Source organism: Mycobacterium sp. UM_Kg27, from assembly GCF_000972905.1.
In the GTDB taxonomy this organism is placed as follows: Bacteria; Actinomycetota; Actinomycetes; order Mycobacteriales; family Mycobacteriaceae; genus Mycobacterium.
Map to the genome: position 1 here is coordinate 1 of NZ_JRMM01000098.1, position 16,665 is coordinate 16,665.

Genomic DNA, 16,665 nt, shown 5'->3' on the forward strand with positions numbered 1-16,665 from the left:
TGTGTATAAGAGACAGCGCCAGCAGCAACACGATTCAGGTGGTCGAAGCCGCCTCCACCGTCGGCAGGGAATTCGATCGCGCCATGCTCGGCGCAGTCCTCGACCTCGCAGCCGGTGATCTCGAGGATGCTGTTGCAGCCCTGGTTGCGGCGCGGGTCTTCGAGCCGGTGACCAAGGACCGCTGGCGTTTCCGGCATGAGCTGCTCCGCGAGGTCGCCTACGAGTTGCCGCCGCCCAGCGTTCGGCGCCAGCTGCATGGTCGAGTCGCCGACACCCTGGTCAGCGACTCAGACAATCCGGATTGGCATCTGGTCGCCCTGCACTACCGGGTGGCGGAGCGGTTCGAGGCCGCCGCCGACGCCCACCAGAAAGCTGCGTACGACGCCCGGCAGCGCGGTGCCCTCGACGAGGCCCGCGCCTGCCTCAGCCAGGCCATCGAACAACTCCGGCTAGCGGCGGAGGGACCGTCTCGCGATCGTCGCGAAGTGCTGTATCGGCTTCGGCGTGGCTTCCTCACCTCGGCGGTGGAAGGTACTGCCAGCCCGAAGGCGGCCAAGGACTTCGAATGCTGCCTGAAGCTCGGGGCCACCGATCCCCGACAGGACGGCTTCATGTCGACGATGACTGCGTTGTGGGCCTACTACCTGCCCCGTGGCGACCTGCGCCGCGCCCTGCGCGTGGCCGAGTACGCCAGATCGAAGCGACCCGATGAGCGGAAGTGGTTCGGTCCGACAAACGCCGCGGCGTTCGGCATGGTCGCCTGGTTTCTTGGTGACTTCGGCAAGGCCCGAGCGCTGTTGGAGCAGGCCGTCGCGGAGATGAAGGAAGCGCCCCTGCCCGATTTCGAATCTCTTTGGTTCATTCCCAGCGATGCGCTCGCTTCCATGCATATGCACCTGGCGATGGCACGATTCGTCCAAGGCGATCTCACCGGCGCCGACGAGCAATTATCCGAAACCGTCAGGCGGGCAGAAGATATCGGCTTCCCGCAAGGCCCATTCAGCCACTGCTACCAACGATTCACCGAGATCTACATGTGCATGGAGGCCGGCCTACTCGAACGCGCCGGCGAGGTGGTGACGGTACTGGCTGCGCAGGCCGAGCGGCACGGATTCGAGTACTGGACGATGATCGCGGCCAATCAGCGCGGCGCCGTCGACGCGTTGTCGGCGCTGGCGGGCGAGCACACCGACCCAGCCCGGTTGGCACCCCACATCGCGACGATGACCGAAATCGGTTCTGCCTTGCGGGCGGCCGAGGTCAAGCTGTTCTCTACCTACTACGACGGGGTACTGGCCCGGTTGCTGATTGCCGTCGGCGACACCGCGCAGGCCCACGAATGCCTCAACGGCGCGCTGGCGTTGGCCGATGAGACCGCGGTCAACTTCTACCGCGCCGAGTTGCTGCGGATACGGTCACACACCCGCGGTGACGCCGCGGCACGCGACAGCGATCTGCGCTGCGCCATCGAGACGGCACGCCGGCAGGCGGCGCACATCTACGAACTGCGCGCGGCGATGGATCTTGTCGACCTGCAGGGGGATTCCGCACGTGACCTGTTGACCGGCGCCATGACGCACTTCCTCGCCGATTCCGACTGGCCGGAGCTGGATCGAGCCAGAACGCTGCTCAGGTGAGTCCGCCGGGTGGCAAGGTAGTCATCCTGGGCGGAGGCATGGCCGCGCTGAGTGCCGCCTGGCGGCTTAGCGAACCCGGTTGGCGAGACCGCTTCGACTCCATCACCGTCTATCAACGCGGTTGGCGCCTCGGCGGCAAGGGAGCTTCCAGCCGTGGCCGGCACGGACGCATCGAAGAGCACGGCCTGCATATCTGGCTGGGCTCTTATCAGAACGCCTTCGCCCTGCTTCGCGAGTGCTACACCGAACTCGACCGGGCCACAACTGATCCGGCAGCACCGATCCGCACTTGGGACCAAGCGCTGATTCCGGCGGACAACGTGGGGCTGGCCGACCGGCTCGGCAGCGAGTGGTTGATCTGGTTGGGCACCTTCACCCGAACCGACGGGTCACCCGGCGCACCCGGCGGCACTGGCCGGGTGATGACGGTGGTGGAGTTCACCGTCCGGGCACTGCGCCTCGTTCGCGATTTCGCCGAATCGCTGCGCGGTACCACCGCGCCCGGAATCACGTTGTCCGTCCACCCGGAGCCGCCGCCCACGCAGCGATGGATCGAGGCGGTGACCGATGCGGCCGCGGCAGTACTGCTCGCCCTGGGCGATCCGCAGGCCGCCGGCGCCGGCCTGCCCGGGAAGGTCGACGGCGCGGTGGCGGCGGTGCGCGCCGCCCTGGACTATGAGCGACGGCCCGACCACCGGCGGTCCTGGCTGCTGCTCTCGCTGATGACCGCGGTGATCCGCGGAATCCTCGCCGACCACCTGGTCACCGACCCGCGCGGAATGCGGGCGATCAACGACGAAGATTTCAACGACTGGATCCTGCGCCACGGCGCGCACCCCGATGTCACCGAATTCGCTTTGGTACGTGGCATGTACGACCTGGTGTTCGGGTACCGCGACGGCGATCCCGACCAGCCCGCGTTCGCCGCGGGGCTGGCGGTGTTTCTGACCGGCCAGGTGCTGTTCGGCTACCACGGGTCGATCTTCTGGAAGATGACCGCCGGAATGGGCGACGTCGTCATCGCTCCGCTGTACCAGGCGTTGCGGCGTCGCGGTGTCACCTTCGAGTTCTTCCACCGCCTCGATGCCCTCCACCTGGACGCCGCGCGACGAGCAGTCGCCACCATCACGCTGGGGCGCCAACTGCACCTGGCCGACGGCCTGACAAGCTACGAGCCGTTGACCACGGTGCGGGGGCTGCCGGTGTTCCCCAGCACGCCGCTGACCAACCAATTGGCGGCACCTGACCAGGTCCCCCCCGATGGTTGGCATGCGCTGGAAACGCACTGGTCGGACTACCCCGACGCCGAGTCACGGGTGCTGCGTAGGGGTGTCGACTTCGATCACGCCATCCTGGCCGTATCCCTGGGCATGCTGCCGGTGGTCGCCACCGAGCTGATCGAAGACCGGCCCGAGTGGCGACGGATGACCACGGAGGTCCGCACCGTCGCCACCCAGGCCTTCCAGATCTGGTTGCGCCCGGATGAACCGGCACTGGGCTGGCAGGAGCCCGGCGTGACGCTCAGTGCCTACGTTCCCCCGTTCGAGACGTGGGCCTCCATGCCGCAGACGCTGTGGGCCGAAGACTGGCCCGAGCATGATCGCCCCGGCACAGTGGCCTACTTCTGCGGCACCCTGGATGCGGCGTGGCCCACCGATGAGACCGGTCCGGGCTACCTGCACCGACATCGGCAGCAGGTTCGGGGACAAGTCGCCCACCACCTCGACCGTCACCTGCACCGGTTCCTTCCCGGCGCCGTCAGCGAAGCAGGCTTCGACTGGCGGTTACTCAGCGGGTCCGACGGCGAAACCGACTGCGCAGCATTGGAAACCCAGCACATCAGCGTGAATGTCGATCCCTCGGACCGGTATGTGCAGTCGATCCCGGGAACCGACCGGTACCGGTTGCGCCCCGACGAAAGCGGCTATGACAACCTGGTTCTGGCCGGCGACTGGACCGACTCCGGCATGAACGCCGGGTGCATCGAAGCGGCCGTCATGTCTGGACTGCAGGCCGCGAACGCCCTGGCGGGGCGACACCGATACCACCGCATTCGGGGCCTATACCTGCCCTGAACGTCAGCGGTTGGGCACTTTGGCTGCGATCTGCCCAGCGATGACCACCGCGGTGTTCTTGGGATCCGCGCTGCAGGTGTTGACGTCAATCACGACGTTGTTGGCCACGGTCAGCGCCCGCCCGCAGGCCCAGCTCACCTCGTTGCCGGCATTGTCTTGGGTCGCGACGGTGCTGAGCATGCCGTCGGCGTTGACGATGGGGCCGGCGATCCAGGTGGTGCCGCTCTGCACATGGCTGTATTCATGGCAGGCCGGCCATTGCCGGGTGGCGTGGGCAAGAAATGCGGCGGCTTGCTTGGCCGACGGAAACGCCACTACGGCCTGTTCGGCGAAGTGTTCGAAATCGTCGCCCTCACTGAGCGTCTGGTCCCGCACTGCGATGTAGCCGCTGTCGGCGTATACCGGCTCCTGAGCCGCACCGTCGATCGCCAGGCACTCTTGAGGTTGCATGGTGGCGCTGTCGTCCGACAGGGCGGTATGGGTGCGGGTGACGGCCATGTCGGTCGCCTCCATGATCGGGTTGATCTGCTCGGGGCTGAGCAAAAGAGCGCGCAGGGCGTCCTCAGCGACGGGCGCTGCCGTCACGGTGGCGGTTGGCACCGACGATGTGGTGCTCGACACGACTTTGAGTTCGTGACTTCCACATCCGGCGGCCAGCACCGCACCCCCGACAACAAGCCCCCACGCAGAAGAAACCCGCATACAACCACCCCGACAACGCCCGACCCCGGATCGGCACGCCAGTCATCAGCGCGGCCGATCAACTCCCGGTCGCCACCCTAGCGCCGGCGGCCGAGATTCGCCGGTGACGACCGGTCCGCCCACCTCGACGTTGACGGTCGACGTTTACGGCGTAAGCCCCAACGGGTATCCCGAGCCAAGGCCGCTGCGGAATCAGGCACGCGAGCGTGCCGAACAGTAATCCGACCGGCGATAGGGGCCCCAGTGTTGCTACGGAAGATCGCACGTCCACTGCTCGCGGCAGCGTTTATCGGTCAAGGCGTGGACGCGTTGCGCCGGCCGCAGCAAGCCGGGCAGGCGGCGCGTCCAGCGTTCGACGGCCTCAAACAGTTACCCGACGAGGTAGCGGCCAAGGTGCCTTCCGATGTCGAAGCATTCGCCAAGGCGAACGCGCTGGCACAGATCGGTGGCGGCGTCCTGCTGGCCAGCGGCAGGCTGCCACGGGTTGCGGCTGCGGTGCTGGCATGCACGGTCATTCCAGGGAGCGCCGGGGCGCACATGTTCTGGACGGAATCCGACCCCGAACGCAAGAACGAACAACGCAAAGCGTTCTTGACCGACGTCAGCCTGATCGGCGGATTGTTGATCGCGGCCGCCGACACCGAAGGAAAGCCTTCGCTGGGCTGGCGGGCCCGTCGCGCCTATCGTCGCGCAACCGACGCCTTGCCCACTTCCTCCGGCGATGCCGTGCTGGAGACCGTCGGTGAGAAGGTGAGCACGAGCCTGCTCGCCGGCGTGGAGCATGGCCGCGAGCTGGCCGAGGCAGTCGGGGAAAAGGCCGGACCGTTACTGGAGTCGGCCGGCGAACGGGGAACACAGCTCGCGGAAGTCGCCGCGGACCGGGGAACCGAGCTGGCGCACGCGGCCCGCGACGGTGCGATCACGCTCGCCGACAGCGCCCGCCGCCGCATGCGCCGGCACCTCCCCTAGTCCGTCACGCGCGGGTGACGTCCGCGGGGCCGGGAAGCACCCGCCGGCGCAACTCGGCCACCAGATCCCCGCGATCCCCGACGCTGACCTGACTCAACCCGAGCCAGGACGCCATCGACCACAGTTCGGTGGCCAGTGCCTCGGCCACCCGTTCGCGTGGTTGCCCCGCTTCGGCGAATGCCCCGATGACGTGCAGCACCCCCTGTTGCCGATCGGCTTTGAGGTCGACCCGGCCGACAAGCTCACCGTCCAGCAGGAGTGGCCACACGTAGTAGCCGTACTGGCGTTTGGGCGCCGGGGTGTAGATCTCGATGCGGTAGTGAAAGCCGAACAGTCGCTGCACCCGCGGCCGGAAGAAGATCAGTGGATCGAATGGGCACAGCAGCGCGGTGCCGCGATCGGTTCGCGGAATCGCCTGCCCGGCACGCAGATAGGCCGCGGTGTCCCAACCATCGACTGCCACCGGTTCCAACTCGCCGGCCGCCACCAACGCGGCGATCGCGGGTTTGACCTGGGTGGCCGACAGCCGGAAGTAGTCGCGCAGGTCGGCCTCGGTGGCTATGCCCAAAGCGCCGGCGGCGCGGCGGACCAGCTCGCGGATCGCCTCGTCGTCATCGACCTGAACAGCCAGCACCTGCGGTGGCAGCACGTTCTCCACCAGGTCGTAGTGCCGGGCGAACCCGACCCGGGTGGCGGTGGTGAGCACCCCCGCAGCGAACAGCGCCTCGGCCACCCATTTGGTGTCGCTGCGGTTCCACCACGGCCCCTTGCCGGCCCGCCCGGACGCGGCAGCCAGGTGCTCTTCGATCTGACCGGCGGTGGCCGGACCCAGTTCGCCGACCGCGGCGGTGACGTCGGTGACCAGTTGCGGGTTGGCCCGCACGATGGCCGACCCCCACCGGCCATGGGGCCACTGCCGCATCCGCCAGCGCAACAGCGGCCAGTCTTCGACGGCCATCAGCGCCGCTTCGTGCGCCCAGTACTCGACCAGCAGCCGCGGCGAACGGGCGCTGTGGCTCCATGCGGCTCGGTCCAGCACGGTGCGGTCATAGGGCCCGAGCCGGCTGAACACCGGCGCGTAGTGGGCGCGTACCGCCACCGAGACGGAGTCCAGCTGCAGTACCTGTATGCGGGAGATCAGCCGTTTCAGGTGCGCCCGGGTGACCGTGGCAGTGGGTTTGGGATCTGTGAAGCCCTGTGCGGCAACGGCGATCCGGCGCGCCTGCGCGGCGGTCAGGACTGGCACGAAGTCCGGTGGTAGGTCAGATAGCGGTACCGCAGTCCGGTTCGGCTGGTCAGCCACTCCCCCGTGCTGGCCTGCCAAGACTGATCGAGTACCGGCGCCACGGCGTCACCATCCTGCACCGGCAGGTCGATGTCGACCTCGGTCACTTCGCAGCAGCCGGCCAGCGGCAGCGCCAACGCGTAGATCTCGGCTCCGCCGACCACCCAGATGTCGTCACCCTGCAGGGCCTGATCCAGGGTGCCTACCACGGTGGCACCGTCGGCGACATAGCCCGGGTCGCGAGTGAGCACGACGTTGCGCCGATCCGGCAACGGCCGGACCTTGGCCGGCAGCGACTCCCAGGTCAGCCGCCCCATCACCACGGTGTGGCCCACGGTGAGCTGCTTGTAGCGCGCCTGGTCCTCGGGAACCCGCCACGGGATGCCGCCGGCCCGCCCGATCACCCCGGACTTCGATTGAGCCCAGATCAAACTGATCGTCATACCGCCACGGGCGCCTTGATCGCGGGGTGCGGGTCGTAGCCGCGGATCTCGATGTCGTCGTAGGTGTAGTCGAAAATCGATTCACGCGGTGCCAGAACCAATTGCGGATACGGACGCGGATCGCGGCTCAGTTGTTCGGTGACCTGGTCGACGTGATTGTCGTAGATGTGGCAGTCACCGCCGGTCCAGATGAAGTCACCGACGCCCAGCCCGGCCTGCGCGGCCATCATGTGGGTCAGCAGTGCATAGCTGGCGATGTTGAACGGCACGCCGAGGAACAGGTCGGCGCTGCGCTGATAGAGCTGGCAGGACAGCTTGCCATCGGCGACGTAGAACTGGAACAGCGCGTGACAGGGGGCCAGCGCCATCTGGCCGATCTCGCCGACGTTCCACGCCGAAACGATGATGCGGCGAGAATCCGGATCGGTGCGCAGCAGGTGCAGCGCGGCAGAGATCTGGTCTACGTGCTCACCCGCCGGAGTCGGCCACGACCGCCACTGCACTCCGTAGACCGGACCGAGATCTCCTGTCTCAGAGGCCCATTCATCCCAGATGGTGACGCCATGCTCGTTAAGCCAGGCGATGTTTGAGTCACCGCGCAAAAACCACAGCAGTTCATAGATCACCGACTTCAGGTGCACCTTTTTGGTGGTGATCAGCGGGAATCCGGCGGCCAGGTCATAACGCAACTGGTGGCCGAAGCGGCTGCGCGTGCCGGTACCGGTGCGATCCGCCTTCGGTGTTCCCTCGGCCAAAACGAGCCGCAACAGGTCCTCGTACGGGGTCGCGATCGGCACGGCGCCTAGCTTAGCGGCGATCACAAAGCGTGGCGAAGCCACGCGCCGCGGGTCGCCGCATTGAGTCAAACGTTCATAGCGGAGTACAACGGAGGCCATGCCCACGATCACCGACACCATCACCACGCCCGACGGGGACTGCCCGGTTCGTCTGTTCACTCCGGAGGGCGCTGGGCCCTGGCCCGGCGTTGTCATGTATCCCGATGCGGGCGGGGTGCGGCCGACCTTCGACGAGATGGCCGCCGAACTGGCCGGTTACGGCTACGCCGTGCTGCTTCCCGATGTGTACTACCGGCACCCCGACTGGGCCCCGTTCGACATGGCGACGGTGTTCGCCGACGCCAAGGAGCGCGGTCGGCTGTTCTCGATGATCGGCGACGTGACCCCGGACCGGATGGCCACCGACGCGCAGGCGTTCTTCGACTATCTGGCCGGCCGGCCCGAAGTCCGCGGCGAGAAATTCGGGGTGTGCGGCTACTGCATGGGTGGACGTACCTCGGTCGTGGTCGCCGGACGCGTGCCCGACCGGGTGGCAGCGGCCGCGTCGTTCCATGGTGGTGGACTGGTCACCGACTCCGCCGACAGCCCCCACCTGCTGGCCGATCAGATGACGGCCACCGTCTATGTGGCCGGCGCCGAGAACGACGCGTCGTTCACCAAGGCGCATGCCACAGCCCTGGACGAGGCGCTGAGCGCCGCGGGCGTCCCGCACACCGTCGAGTTCTACCCGGCCGCGCACGGCTTCGCGGTGCCCGACAACGGGCCCTATGACGCCGACGCCGCGGCCCGGCACTGGGCGGCGATGCGGGACGTCTTCGGAGTCGCGCTCGGCGGTTAGCGAGGCTTGACGAAGGAGAGGCGAAGCTCGACCTATATCAGCGAGGCTCGACGAAGGAGAGGCGAAGCTGGACCGCCGAAACAGCCCCGGCAATTAGACGTCCACGAGTTCGGCGTCCTTGGTCTCCTGCATGGCCAGCAGAGCCACGAACGAGCACGCGGCCGCGATGGACAGATAGCCGCCCACCCAGACAACGCCGTAACTGGTGGCCAGCCAGGTGGTGATGAACGGCGCCACCGCCGCGCCCAGGATGCTCGCCGCGTTGTAGGCGACACCCGAACCGGTGTAGCGGACATTGGTCGGGAACAGTTCGGGCAGTACCGCGCTCATCGGCCCGAACGCCAAGCCCATCAACGTCATACCGATGATCAGAAAAGCCAGCGTCACGCCGACGGACGCGGTCGGATTCAGGAATACGCCGAAGGTGGCCCCGTACACCATGATCCCGGCGGTGAAGGCCAACAGCAGCGGGCGCCGGCCGAAGTGGTCGGCCAGCCTGCCGACGATCGGCAGTACCGCCACGAAGAACAGCACGGCGATCAGCTGCAGCCCGAGGAACTCGGCGTAGCCATAACCCAACCCCACACCCTCGGGGGGACGCTTAGCGGTCCCGTAGCTCAGGCTCCAGGTCGTCACGGTGTAGAAGAGCGTGTAGGGCACCACCATCGCCAGCGTGCCGATGACCAGCCGGCGCCAGCTGCCCCGCAGCAGCACTGCGATCGGAGCATTCACCGGCGCACCGGTGGCCTTTGCCTGCGCGAACACCGGAGTTTCGGTGAGCCGCAGCCGGACGTACAGTCCGACGGCCACCATCACGGCGCTCAGCAGGAACGGAATGCGCCAGCCCCAGGTGAGAAAGGGCCCGGTCCCGTCTACCCCGGGGTTGGACTGTCCCAGCCACAGGAACAGGATCAGAAAGATCGTGGTGGCCAGCAGGTAGCCCAGGGGCGCACCCAGTTGCGGCCAGATTCCCGCCGTCGCCCGCCGGCCGGGTTTGGCGGTTTCGGTGGCCAGCAGCGCAGCACCGCTCCATTCACCGCCGAGCGCCAGGCCCTGGCAGAACCGCAGGGCGGCCAGCAGTACCGGGGCGAGCAGGCCAATGTGGTGGTAGGTGGGCAGCACGCCGATCAGGAAGGTGGCGACGCCCATGAGCAACAAGGAGGCCACCAGAGTGGATTTGCGACCCAGCCGATCACCGAAGTGACCGAACAGGATTGACCCGACCGGTCGGGCCACGAACGCCAAGCCGAACGTTGCCAGCGAAGCCAGCAGCGCCGCAGTGGGATTGCCCTTCGGGAAGAACAGGTGCGGGAAGACGGTGACCGCGGCGGCAGCGTAGACGTAGAAGTCGTAGAACTCGATCGTGGTACCGACCATCGCCGCCACCGCGATCCTGCGGCGCGGCACACCGTCGACAAGGTCCGCCCCGCCGGCGGCCGCGCCGGCGCGATACGACGTGCTCATCTGGCGATGCCCGCCTCGTCGGCGACCTCACGCGCCTTGTCGACCAAGGCGTCGATCCACGCGGTGATCGGGGTACCCGCAGCGGCCTTGTTCGCCGGGTTGTCGAGCACCCGCCGCACGATTCCCTCAGCGATGATGGCGACCTTCCACAGTCCCAGTGCATGCCAGTACTGCAGTGTCGCCGCGTCGCGCCCGGTCTCTTCGAGATATACCCGGGCCAGCTCCGCGCGGTCCGGGAAACCCTCCAGGGTGCTGATGACGAACTCCCCGGCGATGTGCTCTTCACCCACCTGCGGCCAGTAGGCCAGCAAGCTGCCCATGTCGGCCAGCGGGTCGCCCAGGGTGGACAACTCCCAGTCCAGCACCGCGATCACCTCACCGGTCTGCGGTGAGGTGATCACGTTGCGCAGGTGGAAGTCCCCGTGCACGAGCGTCAGTTCCTGCTGCTGCGGCACGGCGTCGGTCAGCCGCCGGGTCAGGTCATCGAGTGCCGGTAACTCGCGCGTCTTGGACTTCTCCCACTGCCCGGCCCACCGTTTGAGCTGACGCTGGGCGTACGGCTTGTGGCTGGCCAGATCATCCAGGCCCACCGCGGTGATGTCGACGGCGTGAATCTTGGCCAGGGTCTTAGGCATCGACAGCCCGATCTGTCGGCGCCGTTCCGGGGAGAGCGCCTGCGCTACCGACATCCGGTCTGCCACCACGCCGTCGACGAACTCCATCAGCAGTAGCGGCGTGCCTTCGGAGTCGCGGGTCAGCCCGTACACCTGCGGTGTGGGGACTTCGGTATCGCCCAGTGCCGCAAGGATTCGTGCTTCCCGGGCCACGTCGTGGGCCGAGGCCAGCAGCGTTCCCAATGGGGGCCGGCGCAGCACCCAGCTGTGACCGGCGTCGTCGAACACCCGGTAGGTCAGATTGGACTGTCCGATACCGACCCGCTCGAAGCTCAGCGGCCCGGCCACGGGCAGGCCCAGCTCGGTGATCCACGCGGTCGCAGCCGCCGGATCGATGCCCAGTGGCTCGTCAGCCACCTGAGCCTCCCCGGAATCCTGTTGCGTCACCAAGGATCTGACCGCCGTCCATGACCAGGGTCTGCCCGGTGATCCAGCTCGCCGCATCGGACACCAGGAACAACACGGCGTCGGCCACGTCGACCGGCTCGCCGATCCGGCCCAGCGGTATACCGGTCGACAATCCCTGCTCGTGTTCCTTCCACAGCACCTCGGCCAGCTTAGTGCGCACGACGCCGGGACTGATCGCGTTGACCCGGATCCCCGGGGAGAGTTCCAGCGCAAGCTGTTTGGTGACGTGGATCAACGCCGCCTTGGTGGCGTTGTACATGCCCATCAGCGGCGCGAAACTCATCCCGCCGATGGAAGCCGTGTTCACCACCACACCGCCGTGGTCGCCCATCCATGCCTTGACCGCGCATGACGTCCACAGCAGCGGCCCCCACAAGTTGACATCGAAGATCTTGGCGAACCGGGCGTGGTCCTGGTCGATCAACGGCCCGAACGCCGGGTTGGTGCCGGCGTTGTTGACCAGGATGTCGACAGTGCCGAATCGTTCCAGGGTGGTGTTGATGCAGCGCTGGGCAGCCTCGTCGTCGGCGACGTGGGCGGCCACACCCAATGCGTTGCCGTTGACCTGGGCCGCCGCCGCATCGGCACTCTCCTGATCGCGTGAGGTCAGGACCACATTGGCGCCCGCTTCGGCCAGTCGCTGCCCGATCGCCAACCCGATCCCCCGCGACCCGCCGGTGATGATCGCGGTGCGCCCCGCGAAGTCCGGTGCCGTCATCGAGCGTTCTCGCGATACTTACCCAGCTCCTGGCGCGCGATGGCGCGCTTGTGCACCTCGTCGGGGCCGTCGGCGAGCCGCAGTGTGCGCAGGTGGGCCCAGAAGCCGGCCAGCGGGAAGTCTTCGGTGACTCCGCCGGCGCCGTGCACCTGGATGGCCCGGTCGACGATCTTGAGTGCGATGTTGGGCGCTGCGACCTTGATCGCTGCGATCTCGACCTGCGCTGCCTTGTTGCCGACGGTGTCCATCAGGTACGCGGTCTTGAGCGTCAGCAGCCGGATCATCTCGATGTCGATGCGCGCCTCGGCGATCCAGTCACGGATGTTGGCGTTGTCCGAGACCGGCCGGCCGAAGGCGATCCGGGACTGGGCGCGCCTGCACAGCAGCTCCAAGGCCCGCTCGGCCATGCCGATGGCCCGCATACAGTGGTGGATGCGGCCGGGACCGAGTCGGGCCTGGGCGATGGCGAACCCCTCGCCCTCGCCCTTGAGCACGTCCTTGGCGGGCACGCGTACGTCTTTGAAGTCGATCTCAGCGTGGCCCTCGCGGTCCTGGTAACCGAAGACCGGCAGTCCACGCATGACGGTGACGCCCGGTGCGTCGATGGGGACCACCATCATCGACTGCTGGCGGTGGGTAGCGGTGTTCGGATCGGTCTTGCCCATCACGATCATCACCTTGCAGTTCTGATGCAAGGCGTTGGACGCGAACCATTTCCGGCCGTTCAGCACGTAGCCGTCACCGTCGCGCACCATCGACAGCTGGACATTGGTGGCATCGGAGCTGGCCACCTGCGGCTCGGTCATCGCGAAGGCCGAACGGATGGTGCCCTCCAGCAGCGGCTTGAGGTATTTCTCCTTGTGTTCGTCGCTGCCGAACAGCGTGAACACCTCCATGTTGCCGGTGTCGGGCGCGCTACAGTTGCAGGCTTCCGGCGCCAGATGCGGGCTCCGGCCCATGATCTCGGCCAGCGGCGCGTATTCGAGGTTGGTCAGCCCCGGCCCCCATTCCGGGTGGGGGTGAAACAGATTCCACAGGCCGCGCTCACGCGCTTGGGCCTTCAGCTCCTCCAGGATCGGGGGCTGGAAGTGCGGGTTGCCGGCTTCGGCCATCTGCGTCTCGTAGACCGCTTCGGCCGGATAGACGCACTTGTCCATGAACTCCAGCAGATCGGTCTGGTATTTCTTTGCGCGCTCGGATATTTCGAACAGGGACATACAGGCTCCTCACCTAGGAATTTTCGGAGTCGAGCAGGCCGCGCTGGTAGCGGCGCATGCCGCGCAACCAGCGGTCGTAGTCGCCTGCCTTGTGCCGGAACATCTCCAGCACCACGGGGTGCGGCAGGATCAGGAAGCGCTCGTCATCGATGGCGGCGAGCACCTCGGCGGCAACGTCCGCGGGCTCCAGCACCTCGCCGGCGGTGGTGACCGCACGGGTGGCCAGGTCGCCCAGCGGGTCCCCGGATTGCTCACCGGCGTAGAGCAACTTGGTGTTGACACCCATCGGGCACAGGCAGCTGACCCGCACACCCTGGTCGCCGTAGGTGATGTTGAGCCACTCGGCGAATCCGACAGCCGCATGCTTGGTCACCGAGTAGGTGGCGGCGCCGAGTTGGGTGAGTAGTCCGGCGGCTGATGCGGTGGAGACGAAATATCCCTCCCCGCGGCGCACCCAGTCGGGGATCAGCAGCTGCGCGGCGCGGATGTGCGAGCGCAGGTTGACGTCGATGGCCTGGTCCCAGTCGGCCTCGCCGGGCAGGCCGGGGGCACCGGTGATTCCGGCGTTGGCGAAGTAGAAGTCCACCGGGCCGTAGCGCTCCTGCGCCAACACGATCAGCTCACGAATGGTCTCGGTGTTGGAGACGTCGCCGCCATGACCGATTGCGGCACCGGGATGCGCGGCGCTGATCTCCTCGGCTACCGCCGCCGCGGCGTCCGCGTCGAGGTCGGCCACCACCACTTTGGCTCCGGCCTCGACCAGCGCCGCGGCCAGTGCGCCGCCGATACCGCCACCGGCACCGGTGACGATTGCGACCCGCTCGGCAACCTTCATAAGCGACGTCCCCGTTCTTCAGTGCGCAGCGGCAGTGACATTAGTTGAATCCGATCTCATATTCGATTACTGACGGAGCGGAACTGCAGGGCGTTCGCCCACAACCGGGTGACTGTGGCGACCAGAGTCTCGAAGTCGGCGCCTGACGCGTGCTCGGCCTCCTCGCCGACGAAGGTGCCGTAGGCGAGCCTGCTGACCATTCCCGACAGCGCCCGCGACGCCAGCAGCGGATCGACATCGGCGCCGGCGATGCCCCGCTTCTGCAGATCGGCGATGCCGGCGGCGTTGCGCTGCACGAACGCGTCGGCTCGCCGCGCACGGAAGGCGCGAAACTTCGGGTCGATCTGGGCCACCTGTTCGAGCAGCCCCATCAACTGGGCATTGCGTCGATACGCCTCGAGGTAAGCGCGATTGCTCGCCTCCAGCACCGCAAAGGGATCGTCGGAATCGCTCACCCGGCCCATGCCCGGATGCATCATGTCCTGCTGGGCCTGTTCGAGGACCGCGGCGAAGATCTCCTCTTTGTTCGCGAAGTAGGTGTAGAAAGACCCGGTCGCACACCCGGCGGCCTTGGTGATGTCGGTCAGCTTGGCGTCGAGGTAGCCGTCCCGTTCGAAGACCTTGCGGGCCGCGGCGACCAGCCCCGCCCGGGTGCGCGCCCCGCGCACCGTCGCCGGCAACTGGCGGGCCGGGGCGGCCGGGACGGCATCCATCCGGGCAGACTAACTGAATTCGATGTCAACTTCACTGACTTCTTCGGTACCGCCGCCGAGTTCACCGAGCATGGCGTCGGCCTCTGATTCGGGCAGCGACTCCACCCCGCGCAGCTTGCGTTCGATGGCCCGGGTGCGGACTCCGGCGGTGTCGATGGTGTTGCGGGCGGTGTCGAGCTGCTTGCGGGTCTTCTCCAGCACCGCCGCGAATTTTCCGAACTCGGTCTTGACCGCGCCGAGCACCTGCCAGACCTCGCTGCTGCGCTGTTCGATCGCCAGGGTGCGAAAGCCCATGCGCAGGCTGTTGAGCAGCGCAGCCAGCGTGGTCGGGCCGGCCAGGGTGACGTTGTACTTGGCCTGGATCTGCTCGAACAACCCCGGCTGGCGCAGCACCTCGGCATACAGACTCTCGGTGGCCAGGAACAGGATCCCGAAGTCGGTGGTGTGCGGCGGATCGAGGTACTTGTCGTGGATGTCGCAGGCCTCGGCTTCGATCCGCCGGATCAGCGCTTGGCGTGCCGCGGCCTCCCCCACGCTGTCGGCGTGTTCCTGCGCGTCGAGCAGTCGCTCGAAATCCTCACGCGGAAACTTGGCGTCGATCGGCAACAACACCTCGCGCGCACCGGTGGCTCCCGGCAACCGGATCGCGAATTCCACCCGGGCGCTCGACCCCGGCACCGTGATGACGTTGGTGGCGTACTGCTCGGGCGTCAGCGTCTCGGCCAGCAGGGCGGCCAACTGCGTCTCGCCGAAGATGCCGCGCGTCTTGACGTTGGTCAGCACCCGCTTCAGATCCCCCACCCCGGTGGCCAGCGTCTGCATCTCCCCCAGCCCCCGCTGCACCGCCTCCAGCCGCTCCGAGATCTGCGTGAACGATTGCGCCAGACGGGTTTCCAATGTGGCCTGCAGCTTCTCGTCCACCGTGGCGCGCATCTTCTCCAGTTGCGCGGTGTTCTCGGCCTGCAGGCTCCGCAGCTGCCGATCCAGCGTGGCGCCCAGTTTGTCCTGGGTGCCCTGCAGGGTCGATCCGAAGCGATGCAGGGTCAGCTGCCACTGGTGAAAGGCCTGGGCAAGTTCGGCCCTCCCGGCATGCTGCTCTTCGCGCAGGGTTCGCTCCACGCGTTCACTGTCGCCGCGCAACGCCGAGAGCTGTGCAGGCGAGATCGCCCCGCCGGCGGGGCGCACCAGCACCACCACCTGGAGGATCACCGCCAGCAGCGCCAGTGAGGTGAGGAGGATCAGCAGTGCTGTGTCCATGCCGGCAAGGTAGCGCGCCCCACCGACAACTCCCGGTTAGCGCAGCGGCGAGCCCCAACGCACCTGATCGCGCAACTGCGCCTTGAGCAGCTTGCCGCTGGCCGTGCGGGGCAGCGCCTCGCTCACCACGGTGATGTACTGCGGCACCTTGAAGTCCGCCAATTGGCCGCGGCAGTAATCCAGAACCGCCGCCACATCGATCTCGAGCTGGTCGCCGAGCAGCACCGCGCCGACCTTCTCCCCCATCACCTCGTCGGGCACCGCGAGCACACACGCGTCGGCCACGCCGGGAGCCGACAGCAGGGCGGCTTCCACCTCTACGCTGGAGACGTTCTCACCGCCGCGGTTGATGATGTCCTTGAGCCTGTCGATGATGTGCACCCGGCCGGCGTCGTCGACGCGCACCACATCGCCGGTGTGCAGCCAGCCGTCGATGATGGTGGCGGCGGTCGCCTCGGGCCGGTTCCAGTAGGCCCGCATCACATTCGCGCCGCGCACCACCAGTTCTCCGGTGCCCGGATCGTCGCCGAGTGGCACGACGCCGATATCGCCCGACGGCACCGCGTAGCCGACCGAATCGGCGTGCGCCACCGCGTCGGAGTCCGGCAGCACCGTCACTGTCTCTTATACACA

General features: G+C 67.3%; 14 protein-coding genes and 2 pseudogenes. 4 read left to right on the forward strand and 12 right to left on the reverse strand.

Translation table 11 applies throughout. The annotated features are described in order from the left end of the window. A pseudogene (locus LI94_RS23865) lies at positions 1 to 1,637 on the forward strand (hypothetical protein); the annotation flags it as partial. After that, positions 1,634 to 3,712, forward strand: a complete 2,079-nt coding sequence (locus LI94_RS15070) for an FAD-dependent oxidoreductase (RefSeq protein WP_239651241.1) — start codon at positions 1,634 to 1,636, stop codon at positions 3,710 to 3,712. The pseudogene LI94_RS23865 and the gene LI94_RS15070, both read left to right, overlap by 4 nt. Positions 3,713 to 3,715: 3 nt before the next feature. Here the strand turns inward: LI94_RS15070 and LI94_RS15075 are convergent, their stop codons facing one another. Continuing rightward, positions 3,716 to 4,414 carry a sensor domain-containing protein gene (locus LI94_RS15075; RefSeq protein ID WP_046301675.1) on the reverse strand — a complete coding sequence of 233 codons (699 nt, stop codon included), beginning with the start codon at positions 4,412 to 4,414 and terminating at the stop codon, positions 3,716 to 3,718. A gap of 243 nt (positions 4,415 to 4,657) precedes the next feature. Between LI94_RS15075 and LI94_RS15080 the strand changes: the two genes are divergently transcribed. Beyond that, the gene (locus tag LI94_RS15080; protein WP_024441230.1) at positions 4,658 to 5,383 is read left to right on the forward strand and encodes a DoxX family protein; all 726 of its coding nucleotides are present in this window, start codon (positions 4,658 to 4,660) and stop codon (positions 5,381 to 5,383) included. Between the two features lie 4 nt (positions 5,384 to 5,387). Here the strand turns inward: LI94_RS15080 and LI94_RS15085 are convergent, their stop codons facing one another. The 3 genes from LI94_RS15085 to LI94_RS15095 are packed head-to-tail and all read right to left on the reverse strand — an operon-like array spanning position 5,388 to position 7,908. Continuing rightward, positions 5,388 to 6,629 (reverse strand): crosslink repair DNA glycosylase YcaQ family protein, encoded by a 1,242-nt coding sequence (locus LI94_RS15085; protein ID WP_046301676.1) that lies wholly within the window; start codon positions 6,627 to 6,629, stop codon positions 5,388 to 5,390. Next, positions 6,617 to 7,111, reverse strand: coding sequence for a dihydrofolate reductase (locus LI94_RS15090; RefSeq protein WP_024441232.1), 495 nt, complete (start codon positions 7,109 to 7,111; stop codon positions 6,617 to 6,619). Before LI94_RS15090 ends, LI94_RS15085 begins: the two co-directional genes overlap by 13 nt. Next, positions 7,108 to 7,908, reverse strand: coding sequence for a thymidylate synthase (locus tag LI94_RS15095; RefSeq protein WP_046301677.1), 801 nt, complete (start codon positions 7,906 to 7,908; stop codon positions 7,108 to 7,110). The genes LI94_RS15090 and LI94_RS15095 overlap by 4 nt, the downstream gene beginning before the upstream one ends. Positions 7,909 to 8,005: 97 nt before the next feature. On the opposite strand from LI94_RS15095, the gene LI94_RS15100 reads away from it, so the two are divergent. Then, positions 8,006 to 8,746 (forward strand): dienelactone hydrolase family protein, encoded by a 741-nt coding sequence (locus LI94_RS15100; protein ID WP_024441234.1) that lies wholly within the window; start codon positions 8,006 to 8,008, stop codon positions 8,744 to 8,746. Between the two features lie 93 nt (positions 8,747 to 8,839). Here LI94_RS15100 and LI94_RS15105 read toward each other — a convergent pair whose 3' ends face one another. From LI94_RS15105 to LI94_RS15140, 8 genes and pseudogenes are all read right to left on the reverse strand, one after another. After that, positions 8,840 to 10,210 carry an MFS transporter gene (locus tag LI94_RS15105; RefSeq protein ID WP_024441235.1) on the reverse strand — a complete coding sequence of 457 codons (1,371 nt, stop codon included), beginning with the start codon at positions 10,208 to 10,210 and terminating at the stop codon, positions 8,840 to 8,842. After that, positions 10,207 to 11,241: a phosphotransferase family protein gene (locus LI94_RS15110; protein WP_024441236.1), complete on the reverse strand. Its 1,035-nt coding sequence runs from the start codon at positions 11,239 to 11,241 to the stop codon at positions 10,207 to 10,209. Before LI94_RS15110 ends, LI94_RS15105 begins: the two co-directional genes overlap by 4 nt. Next, positions 11,234 to 12,010, reverse strand: a complete 777-nt coding sequence (locus LI94_RS15115) for an SDR family oxidoreductase (protein ID WP_046301678.1) — start codon at positions 12,008 to 12,010, stop codon at positions 11,234 to 11,236. The genes LI94_RS15110 and LI94_RS15115 overlap by 8 nt, the downstream gene beginning before the upstream one ends. Further along, on the reverse strand, positions 12,007 to 13,227 hold the full coding sequence (locus LI94_RS15120) for an acyl-CoA dehydrogenase family protein (protein WP_046301679.1): 1,221 nt from the start codon (positions 13,225 to 13,227) through the stop codon (positions 12,007 to 12,009). The genes LI94_RS15115 and LI94_RS15120 overlap by 4 nt, the downstream gene beginning before the upstream one ends. Positions 13,228 to 13,240: 13 nt before the next feature. Continuing rightward, complete coding sequence (locus LI94_RS15125; protein ID WP_046301680.1) at positions 13,241 to 14,062, reverse strand: SDR family oxidoreductase; 822 nt, start codon at positions 14,060 to 14,062, stop codon at positions 13,241 to 13,243. A gap of 56 nt (positions 14,063 to 14,118) precedes the next feature. Then, entirely contained in the window at positions 14,119 to 14,775 is a 657-nt protein-coding gene (locus LI94_RS15130; RefSeq protein WP_024441240.1) for a TetR/AcrR family transcriptional regulator, read from the reverse strand. 9 nt (positions 14,776 to 14,784) lie between these two features. Beyond that, positions 14,785 to 16,032, reverse strand: coding sequence for a DNA recombination protein RmuC (gene rmuC / locus LI94_RS15135; protein WP_046301681.1), 1,248 nt, complete (start codon positions 16,030 to 16,032; stop codon positions 14,785 to 14,787). 36 nt (positions 16,033 to 16,068) lie between these two features. Beyond that, positions 16,069 to 16,650 (reverse strand): annotated as a pseudogene (locus tag LI94_RS15140) (AMP-binding protein); the annotation flags it as partial. Positions 16,651 to 16,665: the final 15 nt, after the last annotated feature.